Genomic DNA, 21011 nt, shown 5'->3' on the forward strand with positions numbered 1-21011 from the left:
TTATCACCTATCCTATTGTATTGCAAAAATTATTTCCGCTTCACAAACCGTCTTTCCATCAACTGATGCTATTCCATTTCCAATACCTACAGGTCCTTTAATTTTTATTATTTCACAATATAAATCTAATTTATCGCCAGGTACAACTTTGCCTTTAAATCTTGCTTTATTAATACCTGCAAATAACGGAGTTTTTCCTTTAAATTTTTCCATTGAAAGAATAGCTACTGCCCCTGTTTGAGCTAAAGCTTCAATTTGAAGTACTCCTGGCATAATTGGCTCTTCAGGATAATGCCCTTGAAAAAATGCTTCATTTGCAGAAACATTCTTATACCCTCTTACAAATTGTTTTTCTTCTATTTCCATTTCAGTTACTCTATCTATTAAAAGCATTGGGTATCTATGTGGTATAATTTTTTTTATTTCATTTATGTTAAGCATTAATTATTCCCCCTTAACCTTAAATAGTGGCTGGCCATATTCTACCATATCTCCGTCATTAGCTAAGCGTTCTACTATTACTCCATTATATTCGCTTTCGATTTCATTCATAAGTTTCATAGCTTCTATAATGCAAATAACCTTTCCCTTAGAAACTGTACCGCCAACTTCTACGAAAGGTGAGCTTTCTGGTGATGCTGAAGAGTAAAATGTTCCAACCATAGGAGAAGTTATAATACTTACATCCTTATCATCTATAACTACTTCTTTTTCAGCAGCCTTTACTTCTTCTTTCTCCACTATATGATTTTCTGATCTTTCTACTGAACTAAGTGAACTAGCAGCAGTGTTAACCTGATTGTTTACAGCTGGTGTATAATTTCCTGCACCATTATCAGCTAATCCTCTAGTTAATGATTTATCCATTTTTATATGATCATTTCCACTTTGAAGCTCAAAAAAGGCTAAACTTGAAGAGTCAACCAATTTAATAAGCTCTTTAATTTTTTCAAAGTCCATAAAAATATCCTCCTCTTATATATATGTTGCAATTCACAATTCATAATTTAATTCACAATGCACAATTCACAATTCACAGCTTAATGCACAATGCTCAATTATCAATGCACAATTATCATTTCACAGTGCACAATTCACACTGCTCAATTTTTAATTCACATTTACGTATGAAATTCTTGTAATATTTTTAAAATTATTCTTAGGAATTATTTTTTGCAATGTATATATATATCTTATTCAAAAATATTATTTATATATTTTATGCCGTACTAAGTCACATTCAAAAGTTAATATTTCTTATTAACTGCATTTAACTTTTCTGGCATAAAATATATGTAACACTTTTTATTTTACCAAATATATCTTTATTATTTCCACTTTTTCAAAAGTAAAGTGGCATTATGTCCACCAAAGCCTAAAGAGTTAGTAAGTGCATATTCTAAATCTTGCTTTCTTCCAACGTTAGGCACATAATCTAAATCTAATTCTTCATCTTTTGTTTTATATCCGATTGTTGGCGGGATAAATCCTTCTTCAAGAGCCTTTGCACATATTATAGCTTCTATTGCTCCTGCTGCTCCTAAAAGATGACCTGTCATAGATTTTGTTGAAGATATCGGAACTTTGTATGCATCTTCTCCAAACGCCTTTTTAATGGCTGCTGTTTCAAATTTATCATTTAATTCTGTTGAAGTTCCATGAGCATTTATATAAGAAACTTGTTCTGGCTTAATTCCTGCCTCTTGCAACGCATCAGCCATAGCTCTTGAAGCTCCTGCTCCTTCTGGATCTGGAGATGTAATATGATATGCATCACAAGTTGATCCATATCCTACAACTTCAGCTATGATGTTTGCACCTCTAGCTTCAGCATGTTCTAAAGATTCAAGAATTACAACTCCTGCACCTTCTCCCATTACAAATCCACCTCTTTCCTTATCAAAAGGAATAGAAGCTCTTTCTGGATTATTACCTGAATTTAATGCCTTCATACTATGGAATCCAGTAACTCCAAGTCTAGTTATAGGTGCTTCTGCTCCACCTGCAAGCATTACATCTGCATAACCATGTTTTATTGTTCTAAATGCATCACCAATATTATTTGTTCCTGTTGCACAAGCAGTTACTGCTGATGTACATGGTCCTCTTAATCCATATTTAATAGCTACATTTCCTGCACCTAAATTTATTATTGTCATAGGAACGAAAAATGGAGATACTCTCTTAGATTTTCCAGTTGCAATTTTAGTACATTCAGTTTCAATAGTTTCAAATCCACCTATACCAGATCCAAGCATTACTCCAAATCTTTCTAGATTTTCTTTTTCTAAATCTATTCCTGAATTTTTTATTGCTTCATCAGATGCAACCAAAGCAAATTGTGCGAATCTATCTAATCTCTTTGCTTCTTTCTTTCCTATTAAAGTATCTGGATCAAAGCCCTTAACTTCTGCTGCTATTTTTACATCTACTAAATCTTTATCAACTAAAGTTATATAATCTATTCCTAGCTTTCCGCTTTTTGCATTATCCCAAAACGTACTTACATCATTTCCTATCGGAGTCAGAGCTCCCATCCCCGTAATTACTACTCTTCTTTCCATAAATCAAACTTCCTCCATTACATTAACATTCCACCGTCAACCTGGATAACTTGCCCTGTAACATAATCTGCACTTTCACTTGCAAGGAAAGCTACAACATTTGCTACATCACTTGCTTTTCCTAATCTCTTAAGCGGTATAGTCTTCTTCATCTCTTCTTTGTATTTATCTGCTAGAGCTTCTGTCATATCTGTTTCGATATATCCTGGTGCTACTGCATTTACAGTGATTCCTCTTGAACCAACTTCTCTAGCTAATGATTTTGTCATTCCAATTACTCCTGCTTTAGACGCAGAATAATTTACTTGACCTGCATTTCCAGTAATTCCAACTACTGATGAAAGATTTATTATCTTTCCATGTTTTTGTTTCATCATAATTGGAGTTATAGCTTTTAAGCAGTTAAACACACCTTTTAGATTTACATCAATAACATTATCAAAATCTTCTTCTTTCATTCTGATTATTAATGCATCTTTTGTGATTCCTGCATTATTTACCATGATATCTATAGTACCAAATTTTTCTTTGGCAGAATTGATAAGATTATCAACTTCTTCTGACTTAGATATATCACCTTTTACACATAAAGTTTCTACACCCATGCCTTTTATTTCATTTTCAACTTCTAATGCTTCTTTTTCATTACTTCTATAATTTAAAACTATATTAGCTCCAAGAGATGCAAGCTTTAAAGCTATTGCCTTTCCAATTCCTCTTGATGCGCCTGTAACAATCGCACATTTTCCTTTTAGCATATATTAAATTACCTCCTATTGTTATAAACAATTAACCTATAACTGAGCTGCAAATAATTATTTATAATCTATCTACTCATTCTAAATAACTATTCCTACATTTTACAATAACAAGCCTACATTTAAAAATCTTAGTAAACTAAGTGTCAGTTAAGATAAAAATGTAGAGACTTGCTTTTAATAAATATATATTTATATATTAAAGATTGCTTTTAATCTTATCAATTGTATTTTTCAATGAATCCATATCCTCAACATTCAAAAGACTTGCACTCTTATTTATTTTCTTAACAAATCCTCTAAGTGCTTTTCCAGGACCTACTTCTATAAATGTATCAACGCCGCTATCTATCATATGATTTATAGTCTTTTCAAAAAGGACTGATGTTCTTATATGTCTCTTTAATAATTCTTTAACATCATCTTCTTTTTCATAAGGAAGTCCTTTAACATTTGAATAAACTACTTTGTTAAGTTCTTTAATATCAACATTTTTTATAGTATTAAAGAATTCTTCACTTGCAGGCTCAAGAAGGGAACTATGAAATGGTCCACTAACCTTTAGTGGAATTCCAAGGCCTCCTAATTCTTTTGCAATTTTTACAGCTTCATCTATTGCTTTGTTTTCTCCTGAAATAACTACTTGACCTGGGCAGTTAAAGTTAGCCCCTTCAACTATTCCAAATTCACCTGCTCTAGTTAATAACTCTTGTATCTTTTCATCATTTAATTTTAACACAGCAGCCATTTTTCCAAGACCTTCTGGTAGCGCACTACCCATTATTCTTCCTCTTTCTTTTATGAGAAGTAATCCCTCTTCTAAAGAAAGTGCTCCCCCGTATATTAGCGCTGCATATTCTCCTAAGCTAAGGCCTGCTGCATAATCTGCTTCAATGCCATTTATCTCTAATGCTTTTAACGCTATAAGTGATGCAACAAGGATTGTTGGTTGTGCATTTTCTGTTGCTGTTAAAATTTCTTCTGGCCCTTCGAACATCATTTTCTTGATAGGCATATTTAAAATTTCTTCACTACGATCTAATATTTCTTTACATTCTGGTATATTCTCGCAAAGTTCTTTTGCCATTCCAATAGTTTGAACTCCTTGGCCTGGAAAAAGAAATGCAGTTTTACTACTATTCATGATTCCCTCCAAAACGCTTAAATATTTCATTTGCTTCTGTAAATAATTCTTCGATCATTTCCTTACATGATTGTTCCTTGCAAACAAGTCCTGCTATTTGACCTGACATAAGTGATCCATTATCCACATCACCGTCTACAACAGCCTTTTTAAGCGCACCAATTCCAAGCTTCTCTAGCTCTTCAGCAGATGCTCCTTCTTTTTCTAACTTAAGATAAGTTCTTGCAAGCTTATTTCTTAAAACTCTAACTGGGTGACCTGTTGGTCTTCCTGTCACTTCTGTATCTATATCATTGGCTTTTAGTACTTTATCTTTATAATTTTGATGTATTGTACATTCTTTTGCCACTAAGAATCTTGTTCCAACTTGAATTCCTTCAGCGCCTAACATAAATGATGCAGCTACTCCTCTACCATCACCTATTCCTCCAGCTGCTATAACTGGTACGCTTACAGCATCAACAACTTGTGGTACTAATGTCATAGTAGTCAACTGACCTACATGCCCACCTGATTCAGTACCTTCTGCAATAATTGCATCAGCTCCTGACTTTTCCATTCTTTTAGCTAATGCTACAGAAGCTACTACTGGTATAACCTTTATTCCATGAGCCTTCCATTTTTCCATATACTTTCCTGGGCTTCCTGCACCAGTTGTAACAACAGACACGCCTTCTTCACATACTAATTCTGCTATTTCATCAGCATTTTCTGCCATTAACATTATATTTACACCGAATGGCTTATTAGTTAATTCCTTTGTTTTCTTTATCTGTTCCCTTACCCATTCAGTTGGCGCTGCCCCAGTTATTATTCCAAGTCCACCAGCCTCACTTACCGCTGAAGCTAAAGATGCATCTGCAATTCTTGCCATAGCACCTTGAAATATAGGATATTCTATTTTTAACAGGTCACATACTCTATTTTTTTCCACAACATATTCCTCCTACCATTACCAATCACAAAATATCGCTTAATGTACTATCTCTTACTATAATAATGGAACTTCCTGTATTTTAATCTTATCTATGTATAATAGCCATTTTGCCTATTATGATAAGTAATTTTACTATTATAGCATATTTTTATCAATGAGATTACTAAAAAGTTAAAAATAAGTTCATATTCTCCAACGTTTATACATTGGTTTTTTATAAGTATTAAATTGCATATTGTATTATTTCTAATCTCAAATGACATGATATTTATTTCCATACCCATTCCATTTTTATAGATAAATATATTTTAAAGTTAAATAATAAAAGCTTATTTAACTATTATTTTTAATTACCACTCAAGTAATGTTGCTGCATAAGTTAACCCACCACCAAATGCGACAAGAATAATTTTATCACCTTTATTTAGTAAGCCTTTTTCATACATTTCATTTAAAGCTATAGGCACTGTTGCAGCTGATGTATTACCTACCTTTTCTAGATTTAAATAAAATTTATCTTCGCTTAATTTTAATTTTTCTGCTGCTAATTTTATAATTCTATAATTTGCTTGGTGAGGTACTATATATTTAATATCATCAAATGAGACATTAGTATCTTTCATGACTTCAGTAACGGCTTCATCTATTGCAGATACTGCAAATCTAAGTATTTCTCTACCATTCATATCGATGGTTCTTTTAGCTAATTTTTTTTCTTTTGAAAAAGGAGTATCAAAATCAGTAGCACCTATAGTAAGTGCTTCCCCCTTTTTCCCATCCGCTCTTAAATATGATTTAATTATTCCTGGTGCCTCATCCCTCTTAAGTACAGCAGCACCAGCACCATCTCCAAATAAAATACAAGTGCTTCTGTCTGTCCAATCTGTTACTTTTGAAAGAACTTCAGCTCCAACTACTAATGCATTTTTATAGTTCATAGACATCATTAAAGCTTTAGCTGTCTCCAAGCCGTATACAAATCCTGAACATGCAACACTTATATCAAAACAAGCTGCCTTGCTTGCATCTAAATTACTTTGAACTAGACATGCAACTGATGGTATAAACATATCTGGACTAATTGTAGCAACAATAATAAGTTCTAAATCTTTTGCATCAATACCAGCTCTTTCAAGCGCAAGTTTAGCTGCTTTTGTTGAGATATCAGATGTATTTTCTCCTTCTGAGATTCTTCTTTCTCTCATACCTGTTCTTTGCACTATCCATTCATCACTTGTTTCAACGAATTCACTTATTCTATCATTAGTAACTACTAGAGATGGAAGATATGCTCCAATTCCAGCAATTTTAATATTACTCATATTTTTCTCCTTCATTATACTAATTCATATTTTTCCTTAAAAAAGTTATTTATTTTATTTAAAGAAGAAATTAAAACTTCTTCTTCTTCTAACGTTAATCCTTCTATTGCATTATTTATCATTTCTCCATGAAATCTCTGATGGATTCTGAATGCTAACTTTCCTTTTCTAGTTAATTTAATAAGGACAACTCTTCTGTCTGTTTCTATCCTGTTTCTTTCTACATATCCTTTTTTAATTAATTTATTGATAGCAGTTGTTAAAGTACTTACTGTAATTTTTAATTTCTGCGCTACCTCTGACATTGTTCTTTCACTGTACATACCAATGGATTCTATAGTATGAATTTCTGTTATTGAAAGATCTGAAAGTACACCATTCTTTAAACTTTGCTCCTCAATTTGTAAGACATCATTAAATAACTGCACCAAAAGCTCGTTAATCAGTTTTGTTGATTTATCCATTTATCTGCACTCTCCATTTTGGCATCCAAAAATATCTTCTAACAAAAATTATATTCAGTGTTTATAAAATGAAAAATTTGGTAATGAAAATCTTAAATATCACACCAAATAAACAATCTATTGACCAATTAGACATATGAAATAAAATAACAAGCAAACGACATAATGATATTTTGTCCTAAGATTGGCTAAGCAAAATCCATATTGAATGCAAAATGAATCATGAAAAGTTTCAAATTACTTTAGACAAAATATATAAACAAACATATTTACTTTATATTTTCTGAGTATGCCTCGCCTTTAATCAAAAAGTTTTAAAATCAAATAGTTTGATAATCAAAATATACTATACTCAAAATACATTGTCAAATTTTTTTCAATTTTTTCCAGTCCCTTGTATGCTTTTAATTAGCAATTTCATATGATATAATTAATTAAATTAGTTAATATTATCTATAATATTAATTTTTAAACATAGGAGGTGTACATATCATGACTAGAAAGTTAATTATAGCTACAGTTTTAATGTTAAGTACTGTAATGGTTTCTTGTAGCACAAAGCCTAGTGATTCCCCTAAGCCTAGTGATAATAACACTACTACTGTAGAGCAAAACAAAGACGACAATGGCTCTTCTAATGCTGATAGTAAAAAAGCTAATGAAACTACTAACGATACAAAAAAAGTAAATAAGGTAAAACTTTCTATATATAGTATAGATGATAACTCTTTAGAACCAAATGAATCAGGTACTATTGAGGTAAATGAAAATTCCACTCTACAGGACAAGCTAAAAGAATTAGCAAAAGCTGTATCAGAGAAAAAATTTGATAGTTTACCAATTGAAGTTAAATCTATAGATACTGTTAACGGTAAAAAAGTTGCCACTATAAACTTGACTGACTCAAATAATAAAAAATGGGTTCCAAAATTCCAAGGATCAACTGGTGGTTCAGTTACAGCTAATACTTTGATTGAAAATTTTCTTCAATCAAATAACAAATCTAAAGGTGAATGGATTGATGGTGTAAAATTCCTATATAATAATGAAACAATAGAATATGAACATGCATCAGACTTATCTACTATTAAGTATGCAAATTAATTACATTAAGTTATAAAAAAAGAAGCCAAGCTCTAATATTTAAAACTTGGCTTCTTTTGCTTTTTATTTTCCATTATTTCAACAAAATCTCTTCTTATATAATGCTATCTATTCCAAAGCTCTTAAATTTTTTCTCATCATAACATATATATGTCATAAAATAATTCTACATCATAATTCTAAACATATCGAAAGAATTTTAGCCGTAATTATGCATTGTGAGCTGTGCATTGTAAATTGCAATATATATTTCAATTTATTAAGAAATTACTGTATATGTTTGAGTATAAGCTATTTGTTCATCACCTAATGTAAGATAATAATATATTGGTATCATATACGTTGAATAAAATAATGTTGAAGCTTCTGGCACATTGTTTTCTATTGCTCTTACTAAGAGTTGTTGATAATTTAAACTTACAATATAGCAAGTAGCTATAATTACAATTTATTCTGCAAAAAACACGTCAGAAATTGAATTTGAATATTTATCAGCATGATTTACCAAATTAGTCCTAATAATTCTAAGTTGATCAATATAACGCTGCACATCAGTATCTAACGTCTTTAATTCATCAACTGGTGTATCTGGTTTTATATTATATACAGTTAAATTTGCCCGTATAACTTTAATTTGATTTAAGCTGTTAATAATATCTTCCTTATTCTGTAAATTAGATATTTTAGGACCATAAGGCTGAGGTACACTCGGAATTTGTGCATATGCTAAATTACTTGTGAATACTGTTATGAATACTACAAACGTTATCAAACGGATTATTATTTTACGCATTATTGTTCCTCCATATTATAACAAATCTATTTTATTTGCAAAAAGCATTCTTTAAGTTTATCCTTTGTTATTTTAAAGATTTTATTCCTAAAAGCAGATTATATTAATGAGGATACACGCCGCTACTCAAAGGACAGCCGTTCTATTGTTTCCAGTACTGTATATAGGTATCCAAACTAAGACATGAACTTATGCATATAACTCGCCGAAATGAATAACATACTTTTGTTCCAGTTTCTAAGTAATTCTGATAGGTGATTCTAATGCTATAAAGTTGCACCCAAAGTGCTAGCTTCAAAGAACAAGCGCTCACAGAGAAAGTTCGAATAACGAAATGTGAAATGCCCACAGGGAAAGTTCTGCGAACCAAATATAAAATTTGGAGCATCACTTTTCGATTCTCACTTTTTGAACTAGCACATTTGGAACAACTTATAGCCAAAGAATCACATCCATCAAAATTACCAATGAAACATTCCACAAAAGTATATTACTCATTTCTAATTGGAATATATTTCATAGTTTAAGTATAGTTTATGATTGTGATATCTATAGATACCCAAACCAAAAGATATACTTATACTTTAATCTTTGTGAATTATACTAGAAATTAGATACATGTTTGTGAAAGCGGCATTTGAAATTGAGTCGTGATGGTTCTTAGTTGAAGGTTGTTCCATTTTCTGCTTGTCCTAAACTTGTTTTTGGAGCATGCAGAAATGGGTTCAACCTTCCACTTAGAACTATCCAGCGAAAATTTCATTAGTCCGCTGGAACAAATTTGTATCTAATTTCGGTTTTACCACACATAACTATAATTTTAAATTTGGATATCTATACAAAGATTCTTGTATTCTTCAAGTATTCTTATTGGATCTAATTCTTTGTCTTTCTTCATATACTCCAAAAAGAATTCATTTAATTCTATACTCTTTTCTACATCTCTTAATGCTTTTAAATTTTCATTTATATTTACATAGTAACAAGCTCTATTATAATATAAAAAACCTTCATCATCATTTTCTTCTATTCCCTCGCTTATTACTTCAATAGCTTTTTCAAAATTACCTTCTTCTCTATATGCTACAGATAAATTTAAAAAACTATACGGATAATTTGGATTTGCTTCAATAGACTTGTAATAGTATTCTTTACTCTCTTCTATCTTACTTAACTTATTTAAAATTACTGCTTTATTAAATAATATCTTGTAATGCCCATCCTCAATTTCTAAAGCCTTATTTATATAATTTAGCGCCTCAATATTCTCATCGTTTTCTTCTAAAATGCAAGCTACATTTGCATATGCCCACATATAATTAGGATTTATCTCAATAACCTTTTTATAGTTACTTATCGCCTTATCCTTTTCACCTGATTCATCATATATATTAGCTAAAAAGAAATATGCTTTATCATAATTGGGATTTTTTTCTATGGACTTCTCATAATATTTCTTAGCCTTTTCTAATTCATCATTTTCATCATATATTATTGCCAAGCCATAATATGCTCTAGCATCATCCTCATCTAATTCAATTACTTCTCGATACTTTTTCTCTGCATCACCAGATAACCCAATTTCATCATAAATTAAGGCCATATCCATCAGCAATTCTATATCTTCTTTTCCTATATTTAAGGCATATGCCTTTTGATAAAATGAAATGGCTTTTAATAAGTTATTTTCTGACCTTAAATTTCTCGCCATATTTATATAATTATTGTATAAATAATTCTTGTTTTCCATGTTGCTCTTCATCCATTCATTTGATTTGTTATATGCATACTTATGTGATACTAACCGAAAGAGCAGGTACTCATTGTTTCGGTTTCTAGAGAATTTGGTTGTGGATTTCTAACAGCAGAAGTTGCACCCATTACTTCATGTTCCCACTATTCAGTGTGACAAGCAGTAAATGGAACAACTTCTGCTGAAGAAATACCTACAACCAAATTCTCAATGAAACACTACACAAAAGAGTACCAGTTCTTTCTGGTGTAGAATATATCTCAAAGTATAAATCTAGTTCATAGTTTGTTTATCTATATAAATATCCAACTTTGTAAATAATATTTTTTTATAAATTAAGGATAATATCTTGATTAGTAAAAAGTTATGGTGAAATTTCCTTTGTGAATTTCTAAAAATATTATTTTTTATCTCTATATTTTAATATAACATTGTCCTTGCTTTCCTCTAAAAACAATTCAAAATATGCTAATTTTTCTTTTTTATATCTAAAGTAAGGACTCATCTGTAATTCCTCCAAAATAACTATATTGCTCATCTATTTTTAATACTTTTTCAAAGTTTGCATTGTTCCTCGCATATTTTAAGACATAATGCTGAAAATCATACCATAATTCTTCATCAATAATATATTTATTATTACTATCTACTGCAAATCTTGCATACTTACTTCCAAAATCTTTAAATAAAACAAATGTCAAATGTATATTATCGTAGTTATAATATTGCTTTGATAATTCTATGATTTTATCTTCAATGTCTAAGGTGTCCATAAATGAAACTTTTGGTTTTACTACAACAGCTAAGTCTATGTCACTTCTATCTTTGTTCCAATACTCTGTTCTATAGCTGCCAAATTCAGCAATACAAACGATACTTTCAATTTTCTTTAATTCATTAAAAAAATATGATTCAGCCAAAATTATCACCTCTTTAGAATTATATCACTAAAATAATAAAATACTCAATTTATATACAATTGAGTATTTTATCATATTGAACTTATATATATTGCAATTTAATTTGTACATTTTATGTAAAATAGTTTTATCCCTATATTTAACCTATTATAAGTAAAAATAATACTGATGGAAATTAATCCATCAGCAAATTTTACATAAAGTTTTTTAATTATTAACTTTAGATGTATTATTTTTCACTATATCTCTTACATATTCAATATCTATTTCATTTATATCCGCAATATACTCTACAGAAAGTCCTTTGCTATATTGTTTTAATATCAATTGTTTAATTGCTTCTTCTCTTCCTTCTTCTCTTCCTTCTTCAATTTTTTCTCTATCTCTTTCCAATAAAGTCATATAAGATCTTGATTGCGCTTCGCACTTTTTCAAGAAGTGCACCTCCACCGAAATATCATTTTTAACTTCCAGCACTCTTTTATGTATACTTTTAACAAGATTCCCTTTAGCTCTCTTTGCTATTCCATCTGTTGATTCTTCTACATATTCAAGGAATTCTAATAATTCTTCACTTAAATCATTCATAATTCCCTTTGTATTTAATACTATTTTCTGAGCTTCATCATTTAACATTATACTATTGTCTTCTAAACATAAATTTTGAAAAGTATATTTATGGCGACCTTTATTGAATAAATCAAATGTACAGACAAATATAATATAGCTTTTGGTAAGTTTTCTGTAATCCTCGCCTTTGCTTATTAAGTCTAAATCTATGCTTCCTTGATAATATCTTAGCCTTTTAGGCAAATTCTTATGCTTTCCTCTCTGCATTTCAACATTGTAGATTGTATTATTTTCGTCTTTAACATAAACATCTAAACGGATTCCCTTACTTTCAAGTAATAAATCTATGGTTTTCTGTTCTTCAACTATTTCAACTTTTTCTATTTCAATTTCTAAAATTTTCTCTAATAATTCTTTACAAATTGCTTTATCACTCATAACCTTTGCAAAAAGGAAGTCATCTTCAAGATTTAATTCCTTTAAAGTTTTGTTCATCTTATTAACCTTACCTTATCTTCTATCATTTACATTGGTTTCTTATTAATATTATATCTAATTAAACATTGTATTTCAATATACTCAAATTATATTACCATTCCATTTATGAACACTGCAATAATAGTAATAATACTCTATAACCGTTAGTCTTCAAAGTACTATATTCTATCTTGGCTTATACTAATTCATTTCCAATTAGATATAGAAATAATAGTAACTACTAAAATAATAAAATACTCAATTTATGTACAATTGAGTATTTTATCATATTGAACTTATATATTGCAATTCACAATGTACATTTCACAATTCACAATTACGGCCAAAATTCTTGTAATATTTTTAGAATTATGATGAAGTATTATTTTTGCAACATATATATGAAATATTTACTTTTTATATACGTCTATAACATTTTCAGTTTTATAATGACCATAGTACCAAGTATTTGTATAAGAAGTTGATCTAAAATTCAAAGAATCAGCAAGCTTAGTTTCCACTCCATCTTTTGTCTTCCATAAACTAAATGAATCGCCATCTTTTCTTACAAATAATATTTGATTTTCTGATATATATTTTGGCATGAAATCAAATGATTTGTTATTTGTAATTTGAGTTATTTCTTTTGTTTCAGTGTTCACTTGATAAATATAGTGCGGTTCACTTTCCCAGTTTTTCGAACTTTGTGATATGTCATCTTTTAAGGCATTAGCTCCAGAATATACTATATTCTTTCCGTCACTGGAATAATCCGGTGTCATTGACACTTGATTTTCTGGAATTAGACTTGTAAATTTGTTAGCTTTGATATCGAAAATTCCTAATGCCTTATTACTATACATGTCTCTATATTCGCCATTATTAACAGCAACTATGCTGCTATCCACTGGATTTTGAGAAATATTATCTTTATATGCTAATGCAATCATATTATTATTTTCTATAAATTTATTGTTTAAAAGATCATATACTGCAAATTCTGTCATATCAGCTGACATTGAGCCTGAATTAGGTTTGTTCCATATATACATATATCTATCATCACTTGATATTCTTTCAACATTAGGTCTTGATCCAATGGATTCAAATAACTCAGATGCTGTATACTGCTCTCCAATCTCTTTATTATTTCCTTCTTTACCTTCCAAAATAACATTCTCTTCTTTAGTATCTAAGTCATAGCTAATTATACCTATTGATTTAATAGTTTTCCCTTTGTCTGTAGTACTTTCTAGCTGTTTATTAGCATATACCTTATTTTTACTATCGCAATTTATATTAAAATAATCATACTCATTGCTTATAATATCCACTAACTTTTTAGTATTGGTATTATACATAGACATACCTGCATTTTTAACAGAGCAAATTAGGTTTCCAGAATTATTCCAGTCATATGACTCTACATTTTTAGCTACTTCAATTACCTCACGAGTGTCTATATTGCAAATATATAAATCATCTTCTTTAGTATAAGCAACATATGACCCATCTTTAGATATTTTCGGCAATTTAATTTTTTCATTTTTATCAAGAAGAACTGGGTTATTTTCTTTTAATTCAGACATATATAACCCATCATCTGTTACAAATACTGCAAATTCTGCCCCTTTAGCACTTTTTGCTGTATCACTATTACTAGCAAATACAGTCTTTGAAGCAAGCAAACTTGTAGATGTAAAAATCATAGTTACTATAAGTGAAATACAAACAATTATTTTTTTTGACTTTTTAAAAAACACTATATTTTTCAATCGTGTCTCAATCTCCTTTCTACTTTTACAAACTGATGCCCCTAAGCTTAGGGATTTATTCTGAGAATATTCTATTAACTCTAATATAATTTCTCCATAATATTTTCTTTTTGATTTATCCATATTCTTTATAAGTTGTTCATCTAAAGACAGCTCACAAATTATATTTATCCTATTTCTAATAATATAAACAATAGGATTAAACCAATTGATTATATTTGCTAAAAGCGCTACTACCTTCACCCATAAATCTTTACGTTTAAAATGAATCAATTCATGATCCAGTATTATTTCAAGCTTGTTCAAACCATGGTCCATCTTAGGAATTGTGATAGTAGGTGTTAATATTCCTGTAATCATTGGACTTTTAATGCCACCACATTCTTTTAAAATTATCTTCCTATATATATTTAATTTTTTCTTACAGTTTTCAAAAACATTAATTATCAATTCATCATCAATAATATCACTTACACTTTTAAGTTTTTTATAAAAAGAAATATATACGTAAGTTTCCTTAATTACTAGTATGAGTACTCCAAATATCCATAAATAAAGTAACATATCTCTATTTATTATTTTTTGCACCATACTTATCTGTTTTAAATCTACTTTACTTTGACTTACAGACTTAAGAGTGCCATCCCCTTGCAAGACTCTTATCTCATCACTTTTATCATTGCTCTTAAGCATCTTTTCATAATTTTGCTGCACTACCGCATTCGTATCATCCTGCCTCAATAAGTAATTCTTATGCTCCACTATTTGAGGCAATTTAACAAAGCTCCCAATAGGTATAATAAAAATTAAAAGCGTTATAAATAGCATATAATAATTCCAAGTAGCACTAAAAGTTTTCTTAGTAAATGGCCTAAATAAACAAAGTATTAAAAACATAACGCTGCCTGCTAGTGACATTTGCATAATATAATTTAGAATCTCCATATGTCTATACCTCTTTGAGCCATTCTTTTAACTCTGCAATATCCTTATTACTTATTTTCTTATTATTAAACAATGTTGCCATAAAGTTTTTAACTGATCCCTTATGCATATCTTCTAAGAAATTATCCGTTTGAATAGCTCTATATTCTTCTTCTGTAATTTTAGGAAAATAATTATTTAACTTTCCTACTTTAGTTACACTCAAAATCCCCTTTTCAGTTAATCTTGATATCAACGTCATTATCGTTGTTACCTTCCATGAATTTTCTTTTGGAAGCGCGTCTAAAATCTCAGCTGTAGTAATTTGATCATTCTTTTTCCATATTATTTTCATTATCTCCATTTCAGCGTCCGATATCTTTCCTAGCTTCATATTTAATCATCTCCTCTATGTAATTCTACAAGGTGTAGTATTTATATTTTTATACTACACCCTGTAGAATTACATGTCAATATATTCCTAAAAATTTTTGATAAAAACTTATTAGCATATGTTTGTTACAATTCACACTTCACAATTCACAATTACGGCTAAAATTCTTGCAATATAGATAAATAGACTAAGACCTGAACTTATGCGTATAGCTCACCTAAATGAATAATATACATTTGATTAGTTCTTCAATTTACTTGATTTAGCTTGCTGTATATGTCAAGTTCTTATTCGGGAAATCTATATAGATAAGGCAACTGAGAACTGAACTTATGCATATAACTCGCCGAAATGAATAACATATTTTTGTTCCAGTTTCTAGGTAATTCTGATGGGTGATTTTAAGGCTATAAAGTTGCACCCAAAGTGCTAGCCTCAAAGAACAGGCGCTCACAGAGAAAGTTCGAAGAACGAAATATGAAATTTCGATTCTCACTTTTTGAACTAGCACATTTGGAACAACTTATAGCCAAAGAATCACATCCATCAAAATTACCAATGGAACATTCCACAAAAATATATTACTCGTTTCTATTTGGAAAACATTTCCTGGTTTAAGTATAGTTTATGATTGTGTTATCTATATTCAAACTAAGAGTACATAAAAATAAGCTGTTAAAAACAGTTAATGCAGAGCTGTTCTTCCCTTGCTTGTCCTAACGAAATTTAGAACATGCGCGAGTAGATACACCCCTGCATTTAATGATTTCCATCAAAATTTCCGTAACCCCACGAAATAAACATATATGTTGCAATGCACAATTCACATTTCACAATTATGCCTAGAATTATTGCAATATTTTTAGAAATTTTATGAAGAATTATTTTTGCATCATATATTATTGAATTAATTTATAGCAATTTTTATTTTTCTATTTCACTTTCCATTTATATCTTGTTTCTAAAAATTCCCCTTGCCTATCATATCCTTTTATATTATATCCCATCTTGTTATATCCTTGCCTGTCATATCCTCCACTATTATATCCTTCTTTATCATATCCATATTTATCGTACCCGTCTATATTGTAGCCTTCTGTATTAAAATATGTGCCATTTTTATGAACCCCTTTTTTATCAAAACCCTCTTCATTAAATTTTGTACCGTTTTTATGAATTCCTTTTGAATCAAACCCATGTTCATCATATTTCTTTAACCTATTAAAAAATAACATAAAGATTGCACCTCAATTTTAATTTATTATCTATATACTTAATTTATAGATATGCCAAGTGAAATCTAAACCTATGCATATAGCTCACCGAAATAAGGATTATGCTGTTGTTCCAGTTTCTAAAGAATTATGATGGATGATTCTAAGATTACAAGTTGCACCCAAGATGCTAGCTTCAAAGACAAGCTTTGAACTAGCATACTTGGAACAACTTCCAATCTAAGAATCAGAACCATCAAATTCCTAATGAAACATTTCACAAAAGCATAATTCTTATTTCTAGTTAGTACATATTTCATAGTCTAGATATAGTTTATAATTGGCTTATCTATATTTGAGTCAGCAAAAAAAGACCGACCTTAATAAAAAGGTCGGTTGCACTATTAACTCATCGAATATAAAGTGCCCAAGTAAATATTCGAATCACAGTTTCCTTATATACATAATATTCCTATTTAATGATTATTTTAACATGTAATCAGTTGGAAATCAATGAACAAATAGTTAATAAAGAAAATATATACAAACTTTAACATATGTCCTATAATAAAAAATTTATATTTAAATTTCTAGCAAACCAGCTCTTAATTAAGACTATGATATAGAAACTTACCGCGGTATATATAGCAAAAAATAAGCTATCAGGTGTTATTGATTAAATCATAATAATACCTAATAGCTCATTTCTTTAATATATATTTATTTATGTGTTCCTATATCACTTCTACAATATGCTCCTTCAAAAGTCACATATTTAATATTTTCGTAAGCGTCTTTTCTAGCTTCTTCTAGAGTTTTTCCAAGACCAATAACTGATAGTACTCTTCCACCGTTAGTCTTTAAAACTCCATCCTCTGCCTTAGCCCCTGCTAAGAATACTTTATCTTTAACTTTTTCATCAATTGTTATCTCATATCCTTTAACAAAATCTCCTGGATATCCTTTAGATGCTAAAACGACATTTATGCAGATACCATCATTCCACTTAATTGTGGTTTTATCTAGTTCTTCTCTTAATGCTGCTTCAATGACTTCTACTAAGTCACTTTCCATTAGATAAAGAACTGATTGTGTTTCAGGATCTCCCATTCTTACATTGTATTCTAAAAGGTAAGTTCCTTTTGCAGTAATCATAATACCAAAGAAGATTATTCCTTTATAATCAAAGCCTTCTTCTCTAATACCAATTAAAGTCTTAGCCATAATATTTTCTTCGAAATCCTTCATCACATCTTCTGTCACATAAGGATTTGGTGCTAATACTCCCATTCCACCTGTATTTGGTCCTTTACCTCCATCAAATATCTGCTTATGGTCTTTACCTGATATGAACGGAATTATTGTCTTTCCATCAGTTATAGATAGAATTGATGCCTCAACACCTTCTAGGAATTCTTCAATTACTATTTTTTGACCCGCTCCATTGAAGATATCATCTACCATATACGATTTTACTGCATCTATTGCTTCTTCTTTAGTTTCACATATAGCAACGCCTTTTCCTGCTGCAAGACCATCTGCTTTAACCACTGTTGGATAAGGACATACTTCTAAATATTTAAGCGCTTCATTGACATCTGTAAATGTTTCGTATTCTGCTGTCTTAACGCCATACTTTTTCATAAACTCTTTAGAAAAGCTTTTACTACCTTCAAGCATTGCTCCATTTTCAGCTGGTCCAAATATCTTTAATCCTTCTGTTTTAAACTTATTAACAATTCCCTTTGTTAAAGGATCTTCTGGCCCAACTATTGTAAGATCAATAATTTCTTCCTTAGCAAATTTAATTAATTCATCAATATCAGTTATGTTTACATTTTCGCATTTATTTTCAATTGCAGTTCCACCGTTACCTGGAGCAACAAATATTTTTTCAACCTTTTCACTTTTTGCAAGTTTCCAAGCCAAAGCATGTTCTCTACCACCTGAACCAATTAAAAGAAGTTTCATTTACATACCTCCAAAATAATATTCCGTTATAGATAAACAGTATACACCCATAGCTTATGTTACAACCAACCGAAAGAAAGGATACTCCATTGTTTCGGTTGACTTAAAGAATATAACTGTGGATTTCTAACATCAAAAGTTGCGTCCATTTCTGCATGCTCCCAATACAAGATTGGTACAAGCAAAAATGGAACAACTTCTAATGAAGAAATCCTACAGCCATATTCTCAAATGCAACACTGCACAAAAGAGTACCCTTTCTTTCTAATGCGGGAATCATTTCAAAGCATAAGTCTAATTCATAACTTGTTTATCTATAACAATTAACTTTAAAAAAACACAGGGTTTTTATTATATATTTTCAATTCAATATAGAATTTATTGCTTAATTACCTAATAAAAATAACTTATTTATATTAGTGTTTAAAATGTCTATATCCTGTAAATACCATTGCTATCCCATGTTCATTACAAGCATCTATTGATTTTTGATCATTCATTGAACCACCTGGTTGAATTATAGCTTTAATACCGTTTTTAGCAGCTTCATCAACTACATCTCTAAATGGGAAATAAGCATCTGATGCAAGGATTGTAGCTCCTTTTCCTCTCTTTAAAGCATCTTCTGTTGGCCAGATTCTGTTAACTTGACCTCCGCCAATTCCAAGTGCTATTCCATTATGAGCAACAACTATAGCATTAGATTTAACGTATTTAACTACTTTCATTCCGAATAATAAATCTTTCATTTCCTCATCAGTTGGTTTCTTTTCAGTTACAACTTTAATTTCTTCTACTAATTTATTGTCTTCCTCTTGAACAAGCATTGCTCCATCAACTGTAACCATATATTTATCTGCCTTTGGAGTATTATGGAATTTAAGAACTCTTAAGTTCTTTTTAGTCTTTAAAACTTCTAAAGCATCTTCATCATATTCTGGTGCAGCTATAACTTCTAAGAAAATTTTAACCATTTCTTCAGCAGTTTTCTTATCTACTTTTCTATTAAATCCAATGATTCCACCAAATATTGAAGTTGGATCTACTTCATATGCCTTCATATAAGCTTCATAAGAATCTTTTCCAATTGCAACACCACAAGGTGTATTATGTTTTAATGCACAACATGCTGGTTCATCAAATTCATTAGCACATTTCCAAGCTATATCCACATCTTTGAAGTTATTATAAGATAATTCCTTACCATTTAATGTTTCAAAAGTGTTCATAGCTCCATCAAGCATTGTTGATGCGTAAACAGCTGCAGTTTGATGTGAATTTTCGCCATATCTAAGACTTTGCATCTTCTTATATGAAACTGAAAGATATTCTGGATATTCTTCCTCATCATCAGCTAATAAGAAGTTTGAAATAGCCCCATCATAAGCACTCATAAGATTAAACACTTTACCAGCCAATTTCTTCTTAGTCTTATAAGAAGTTTCTCCATCTGATTCAATCTCTTCCATAACAACTTTATAGTCATTTTTATCAGAAATTACTACAACATCCTGAAAATTCTTAGCTGCTGCTCTAAGCATTGTAGGTCCACCAATATCTATAAATTCAACCTTTTCTTCAAATTCTAAATCTTCTTTAACTTTCTCAAAGAATGGATATAGATTTACAACTACATAATCTATAGTATGAATATTTCTTCCTTTTAATGTATTCATATGTTCTTCATTGTCTCTTATAGCTAATATTCCAGCATGAACTAATGGATGAAGTGTTTTAACTCTTCCATCTAACATTTCAGGAAAATCAGTAACTTCATTGATTTCAATTACATTTAATCCATTTTCCTTTAAATATTTATAAGTTCCACCTGTTGATACAATTTCAACATCTTTAGATACTAAAAATTTAGCAAAATCTAAAACTCCCTCTTTATCAAATACGCTTATTAAAGCTCTCTTTTTCACGA

General features: G+C 30.0%; 18 protein-coding genes and 1 riboswitch. Of the genes, 1 reads left to right on the plus strand and 17 read right to left on the minus strand.

Annotated features, from left to right (window positions below):
- Window positions 1–12 precede the first annotated feature (12 nt).
- From fabZ to ACJDTP_RS01120, 8 genes are all read right to left on the minus strand, one after another.
- Window positions 13–441 carry a 3-hydroxyacyl-ACP dehydratase FabZ gene (gene fabZ / locus ACJDTP_RS01085; protein ID WP_017210851.1) on the minus strand — a complete coding sequence of 143 codons (429 nt, stop codon included), beginning with the start codon at window positions 439–441 and terminating at the stop codon, window positions 13–15.
- Between the two features lie 3 nt (window positions 442–444).
- Window positions 445–960 carry an acetyl-CoA carboxylase biotin carboxyl carrier protein gene (gene accB, locus ACJDTP_RS01090; RefSeq protein ID WP_406760247.1) on the minus strand — a complete coding sequence of 172 codons (516 nt, stop codon included), beginning with the start codon at window positions 958–960 and terminating at the stop codon, window positions 445–447.
- A 368-nt stretch (window positions 961–1328) separates the two neighbouring features.
- Entirely contained in the window at window positions 1329–2564 is a 1236-nt protein-coding gene (gene fabF / locus ACJDTP_RS01095) for a beta-ketoacyl-ACP synthase II (protein ID WP_023973445.1), read from the minus strand.
- Window positions 2565–2581: 17 nt separating this feature from the next.
- A complete protein-coding gene (gene fabG / locus ACJDTP_RS01100) occupies window positions 2582–3322 on the minus strand; it encodes a 3-oxoacyl-[acyl-carrier-protein] reductase (protein WP_017210853.1) in 741 nt (246 codons plus the stop codon).
- A gap of 199 nt (window positions 3323–3521) precedes the next feature.
- Entirely contained in the window at window positions 3522–4466 is a 945-nt protein-coding gene (fabD, locus tag ACJDTP_RS01105) for an ACP S-malonyltransferase (RefSeq protein WP_103697853.1), read from the minus strand.
- Window positions 4459–5400 carry an enoyl-[acyl-carrier-protein] reductase FabK gene (fabK, locus tag ACJDTP_RS01110; protein WP_406760248.1) on the minus strand — a complete coding sequence of 314 codons (942 nt, stop codon included), beginning with the start codon at window positions 5398–5400 and terminating at the stop codon, window positions 4459–4461. Before fabK ends, fabD begins: the two co-directional genes overlap by 8 nt.
- A gap of 353 nt (window positions 5401–5753) precedes the next feature.
- Window positions 5754–6725: a beta-ketoacyl-ACP synthase III gene (locus ACJDTP_RS01115; RefSeq protein ID WP_011968411.1), complete on the minus strand. Its 972-nt coding sequence runs from the start codon at window positions 6723–6725 to the stop codon at window positions 5754–5756.
- Between the two features lie 14 nt (window positions 6726–6739).
- The gene (locus ACJDTP_RS01120; protein ID WP_078116394.1) at window positions 6740–7189 is read right to left on the minus strand and encodes a MarR family winged helix-turn-helix transcriptional regulator; all 450 of its coding nucleotides are present in this window, start codon (window positions 7187–7189) and stop codon (window positions 6740–6742) included.
- Between the two features lie 492 nt (window positions 7190–7681).
- Here ACJDTP_RS01120 and ACJDTP_RS01125 point away from each other — a divergent pair, with 492 nt between their 5' ends.
- Window positions 7682–8293, plus strand: coding sequence for a hypothetical protein (locus tag ACJDTP_RS01125; RefSeq protein WP_077842832.1), 612 nt, complete (start codon window positions 7682–7684; stop codon window positions 8291–8293).
- A gap of 448 nt (window positions 8294–8741) precedes the next feature.
- On the opposite strand, the gene ACJDTP_RS01130 is transcribed toward ACJDTP_RS01125, so the two are convergent.
- From ACJDTP_RS01130 to purH, 9 genes are all read right to left on the minus strand, one after another.
- Window positions 8742–9086 (minus strand): hypothetical protein, encoded by a 345-nt coding sequence (locus ACJDTP_RS01130; protein WP_406760249.1) that lies wholly within the window; start codon window positions 9084–9086, stop codon window positions 8742–8744.
- Window positions 9087–9906: 820 nt separating this feature from the next.
- Complete coding sequence (locus ACJDTP_RS01135) at window positions 9907–10836, minus strand: tetratricopeptide repeat protein (RefSeq protein ID WP_406760250.1); 930 nt, start codon at window positions 10834–10836, stop codon at window positions 9907–9909.
- 491 nt (window positions 10837–11327) lie between these two features.
- Complete coding sequence (locus tag ACJDTP_RS01140) at window positions 11328–11759, minus strand: nucleotidyltransferase domain-containing protein (RefSeq protein WP_078116399.1); 432 nt, start codon at window positions 11757–11759, stop codon at window positions 11328–11330.
- A 207-nt stretch (window positions 11760–11966) separates the two neighbouring features.
- On the minus strand, window positions 11967–12824 hold the full coding sequence (locus tag ACJDTP_RS01145) for an Rpn family recombination-promoting nuclease/putative transposase (RefSeq protein WP_078116400.1): 858 nt from the start codon (window positions 12822–12824) through the stop codon (window positions 11967–11969).
- Window positions 12825–13216: 392 nt separating this feature from the next.
- Window positions 13217–15526: a M56 family metallopeptidase gene (locus ACJDTP_RS01150; RefSeq protein WP_406760251.1), complete on the minus strand. Its 2310-nt coding sequence runs from the start codon at window positions 15524–15526 to the stop codon at window positions 13217–13219.
- A gap of 4 nt (window positions 15527–15530) precedes the next feature.
- On the minus strand, window positions 15531–15899 hold the full coding sequence (locus ACJDTP_RS01155) for a BlaI/MecI/CopY family transcriptional regulator (protein ID WP_103697858.1): 369 nt from the start codon (window positions 15897–15899) through the stop codon (window positions 15531–15533).
- A 932-nt stretch (window positions 15900–16831) separates the two neighbouring features.
- Complete coding sequence (locus ACJDTP_RS01160; protein WP_017210862.1) at window positions 16832–17134, minus strand: hypothetical protein; 303 nt, start codon at window positions 17132–17134, stop codon at window positions 16832–16834.
- Between the two features lie 360 nt (window positions 17135–17494).
- Window positions 17495–17577: riboswitch (cyclic di-GMP riboswitch) on the minus strand.
- Between the two features lie 256 nt (window positions 17578–17833).
- Window positions 17834–19084, minus strand: coding sequence for a phosphoribosylamine--glycine ligase (gene purD / locus ACJDTP_RS01165; protein WP_077840107.1), 1251 nt, complete (start codon window positions 19082–19084; stop codon window positions 17834–17836).
- A gap of 416 nt (window positions 19085–19500) precedes the next feature.
- Window positions 19501–21009, minus strand: a complete 1509-nt coding sequence (gene purH, locus ACJDTP_RS01170; protein ID WP_103697859.1) for a bifunctional phosphoribosylaminoimidazolecarboxamide formyltransferase/IMP cyclohydrolase — start codon at window positions 21007–21009, stop codon at window positions 19501–19503.
- Window positions 21010–21011: the final 2 nt, after the last annotated feature.

The sequence above is a fragment of the Candidatus Clostridium helianthi genome, assembly GCF_045310795.1.
GTDB lineage: Bacteria > Bacillota > Clostridia > Clostridiales > Clostridiaceae > Clostridium > Clostridium helianthi.

What these genes read in the sequence shown, in the direction of transcription:
- fabZ (WP_017210851.1), bottom strand. Translation starts at nt 441, where the DNA reads ATGCTTAACATAAATGAAATAAAAAAAATTATACCACATAGATACCCA.
- accB (WP_406760247.1), bottom strand. Translation starts at nt 960, where the DNA reads ATGGACTTTGAAAAAATTAAAGAGCTTATTAAATTGGTTGACTCTTCA.
- fabF (WP_023973445.1), bottom strand. Translation starts at nt 2,564, where the DNA reads ATGGAAAGAAGAGTAGTAATTACGGGGATGGGAGCTCTGACTCCGATA.
- fabG (WP_017210853.1), bottom strand. Translation starts at nt 3,322, where the DNA reads ATGCTAAAAGGAAAATGTGCGATTGTTACAGGCGCATCAAGAGGAATT.
- fabD (WP_103697853.1), bottom strand. Translation starts at nt 4,466, where the DNA reads ATGAATAGTAGTAAAACTGCATTTCTTTTTCCAGGCCAAGGAGTTCAA.
- ACJDTP_RS01115 (WP_011968411.1), bottom strand. Translation starts at nt 6,725, where the DNA reads ATGAGTAATATTAAAATTGCTGGAATTGGAGCATATCTTCCATCTCTA.
- ACJDTP_RS01120 (WP_078116394.1), bottom strand. Translation starts at nt 7,189, where the DNA reads ATGGATAAATCAACAAAACTGATTAACGAGCTTTTGGTGCAGTTATTT.
- ACJDTP_RS01125 (WP_077842832.1), top strand. Translation starts at nt 7,682, where the DNA reads ATGACTAGAAAGTTAATTATAGCTACAGTTTTAATGTTAAGTACTGTA.
- ACJDTP_RS01130 (WP_406760249.1), bottom strand. Translation starts at nt 9,086, where the DNA reads ATGCGTAAAATAATAATCCGTTTGATAACGTTTGTAGTATTCATAACA.
- ACJDTP_RS01135 (WP_406760250.1), bottom strand. Translation starts at nt 10,836, where the DNA reads ATGGAAAACAAGAATTATTTATACAATAATTATATAAATATGGCGAGA.
- ACJDTP_RS01145 (WP_078116400.1), bottom strand. Translation starts at nt 12,824, where the DNA reads ATGAACAAAACTTTAAAGGAATTAAATCTTGAAGATGACTTCCTTTTT.
- ACJDTP_RS01150 (WP_406760251.1), bottom strand. Translation starts at nt 15,526, where the DNA reads ATGGAGATTCTAAATTATATTATGCAAATGTCACTAGCAGGCAGCGTT.
- ACJDTP_RS01155 (WP_103697858.1), bottom strand. Translation starts at nt 15,899, where the DNA reads ATGAAGCTAGGAAAGATATCGGACGCTGAAATGGAGATAATGAAAATA.
- ACJDTP_RS01160 (WP_017210862.1), bottom strand. Translation starts at nt 17,134, where the DNA reads ATGTTATTTTTTAATAGGTTAAAGAAATATGATGAACATGGGTTTGAT.
- purD (WP_077840107.1), bottom strand. Translation starts at nt 19,084, where the DNA reads ATGAAACTTCTTTTAATTGGTTCAGGTGGTAGAGAACATGCTTTGGCT.